Source organism: Burkholderia sp. E168m23 (assembly GCF_016586125.1).
GTDB lineage: Bacteria > Pseudomonadota > Gammaproteobacteria > Burkholderiales > Burkholderiaceae > Burkholderia > Burkholderia orbicola.
This window is the reverse complement of sequence record NZ_BCPP01000919.1, coordinates 1-2841: the sequence shown is the minus strand read 5'-3', so window position 1 is coordinate 2841 and position 2841 is coordinate 1. Positions and strand designations below refer to the sequence as shown.

The following is a 2841-nucleotide window of genomic DNA, read 5'->3' as shown; positions in this document are numbered from 1 at the left end:
AATCGCCAGTTTAGAGCATTCACCGGCCCGCTTCGATGCCACGCACCACCGCTGCCCCCCTCTCCGCCGTGCCGCTCGCGCCGGGCGAACCGATCGCCTGCGACCTCTTCTGCACGGTGATCGACAATTTCGGCGACATCGGCGTGTGCTGGCGCGTCGCGCGCCAGCTCGCACACGAGCACGGCTGGCAGGTTCGCCTGTTCGTCGATGACCTGCACACGTTCGCGCGCCTGCTGCCGCAGGTCGATCCCGACGCGGGGCGGCAGACGGTCGACGCGATCGTGATCGAGCACTGGCATGCGGAAGTCGGCGACGCGCTGGACATCGCCGATGTCGTGATCGAGGCGTTCGCGTGCGAGTTGCCCGGCCCGTATCTCGCGGCGATGGCGCGGCGCGCGCGCCGCCCCGTGTGGATCAACCTCGAATACCTGAGCGCCGAGGACTGGGTCGCCGATTTCCATTTGCGGCCGTCGCCGCATCCACGCTATCCGCTACTGAAGACGTTCTTCTTCCCGGGCCTGTCGGCCGGCACCGGCGGCGTGCCGAAGGAGCGCGACCTCGACGCGCGCCGCGCGGCCTTCGACGCCGATCCGGCAGCCCGCGCCGCGTGGTGGCAGCGCGCGACCGGCGCCGCGGCGCCGGCGCCCGGCACGACGGTCGTCAGCCTGTTCGCCTACGAAAACCCGGCCGTCGACGCGCTGCTCGCGCAGTGGCGCGACGGCCCGTCGCCGGTCGTCGCGCTCGTGCCGACCGGGCGCCTGTCGCCCGCCGTCGCGCGCTTTTTCGGGGTCGAATCGTTCGCGGCGGGCGTACGGGCGCGCAGCGGCAACCTGACCGCCCATGGCCTCGCGTTCGTTCCGCAGGCCGACTACGATCCGCTGCTGTGGGTCGCCAATCTCAATTTCGTGCGCGGCGAGGATTCGTTCGTCCGCGCGCAGTGGGCGCGCAAGCCGTTCGTGTGGCACATCTATCCGCAGGCCGACGACGTGCACCTGCCCAAGCTCGATGCCGCGCTCGCGCACCTGTCGGCCGGCCTCGCCGATGCGCCGCGCGCCGCGCTCGAGCGGTTCTGGCATGCATGGAACAGCGCCGGCACGCCCGACTGGGCCGATTTCTGGCAACACCGCGCCGCGCTTGACGCGAATGCGCTCCGCTGGGCCGACGCGCTCGCGGCCGTCGGCGATCTCGCCGGAAAGCTGGCGGAATACGCAAAATCTCAGTTAAAATAAGCGGTTATCCGACGGCTGACCACGCAAGCGCTCGCGTTTGGGCTCCTGGCGCCCACCGGAACGCACCGCCGCTTGCGCCGTCAGCCGTTGCGCAACGCTCAGGCACCTATTTATTTGATTTGATCAGGACAGTTTTTTATGAAAACCGCACAGGAACTCCGCGTAGGCAACGTCGTGCAGATCGGCAGCGAAGCATGGGTCATCGCAAAAGCGGAATACAACAAGTCGGGCCGTAACTCGGCCGTCGTCAAGATGAAGATGAAGAACCTGCTGTCCAACGCAGGTCAGGAATCGGTTTACAAGGCTGACGACAAGTTCGAGGTCGTCGTGCTCGACCGCAAGGAAGTGACGTACTCGTACTTCGCCGACCCGATGTACGTGTTCATGGACGCCGACTACAACCAGTACGAAGTCGAAGCCGAAATGATGGGCGAAGCGCTGAACTACCTCGAAGACGGCATGGCTTGCGAAGTCGTGTTCTACAACGAGAAGGCGATCTCGGTCGAACTGCCGACGGTCCTCGTTCGCGAAATCACCTACACGGAACCGGCCGTCAAGGGCGACACGTCGTCGGGCAAGGTGCTGAAGAACGCGAAGCTGGCGACCGGCTTCGAGCTGCAAGTGCCGCTGTTCTGCAACACCGGCGACAAGATCGAAATCGATACGCGCACGAACGAATACCGCAGCCGCGCGTAATCGTCAGCGATTTCCGCATCGAACAAAGCGCCCTTCGGGGCGCTTTTTGTTTGTCTGGCGCCAACAGCTGCCACAAACCGGAGCCATGCGAAGCACAAAAGCCACCGGTAAAGATATTCAATTTGTATCATCGGTAACTGTTTTATAGCGCCGGAGAAATAATGCGCGTGACGCGTTCGGCGGGGCATAAAATCAGTCTTTAATCCGACATGCGGCTGCGGCCCGCTGGCCGACAGCCCGCCTCTCTTGACTCGACTCGCGTCCACCATGCCACACGCCCTGATTGTCGAAGACGATCCCAACAGCCTGTCAGGCCTCACCGCGCTGCTCGCCGCAGACGGCTTCTCGGTCGACACGGCCACGTCGCTCGCCGAAGCGCGCACGGCGCTCGGCCGCTCGATTCCCGACGTCGTGCTCGTCGACCTGAACCTGCCGGACGGCAGCGGGTTCGATCTGCTCCAGCACCTGCCGCAGCAACAGCCGAACGGCTCGCTGCCCGTGATCGTGCTGACGGGCAACGCGACGGTCGAGAGCGCCATCGAGGGCCTGCGTCACGGCATCTGGGACTACCTGCTGAAGCCGATCAACATCCCGCGCCTGCGCAGCCTGCTCGCGCGGATTCCCCGCCCGTACGAACTGATCGACGAAGTGCAGTCGCTGCGTGCGTCGCTGCGCCATCTCGGCCGCTTCGGCGCGCTGGTCGGCCGCAGCGACGCGATGCAGCACGTGTACGACATGATCGAGCACAACGCCCGCACCGAAACGGCCGTGCTGTTCTCGGGCGAAGCGGGCACCGGCAAGAAGCTGGCGGCGCGCACGCTGCACGACCTGAGCCGGCGCCGCAAGGGCCCGTTCGTGTCGTTCGACTGCCGCATGCTCGTGCAGGCCGGCCGGCACGGCGCGTCGCTCGACAGCG

Annotated in this window: 3 protein-coding genes; all 3 read left to right on the top strand. The window is 65.8% G+C overall.

Going from position 1 to position 2841, the window contains the following annotated elements:
• Positions 1-35: 35 nt before the first annotated feature.
• The gene (earP, locus tag JMF90_RS31935; protein ID WP_011694228.1) at positions 36-1229 is read left to right on the top strand and encodes an elongation factor P maturation arginine rhamnosyltransferase EarP; all 1194 of its coding nucleotides are present in this window, start codon (positions 36-38) and stop codon (positions 1227-1229) included.
• Between the two features lie 138 nt (positions 1230-1367).
• A complete protein-coding gene (efp, locus tag JMF90_RS31930) occupies positions 1368-1925 on the top strand; it encodes an elongation factor P (protein ID WP_006476487.1) in 558 nt (185 codons plus the stop codon).
• Positions 1926-2192: 267 nt separating this feature from the next.
• Positions 2193-2841, top strand: a 649-nt coding sequence (locus tag JMF90_RS31925) for a sigma-54 dependent transcriptional regulator (protein ID WP_201325927.1), incomplete at its 3' end; no start/stop codon positions are given.

Coding starts and splice junctions, on each gene's coding strand:
- earP (WP_011694228.1), top strand. CDS start 36: ATGCCACGCACCACCGCTGCCCCCCTCTCCGCCGTGCCGCTCGCGCCG.
- efp (WP_006476487.1), top strand. CDS start 1,368: ATGAAAACCGCACAGGAACTCCGCGTAGGCAACGTCGTGCAGATCGGC.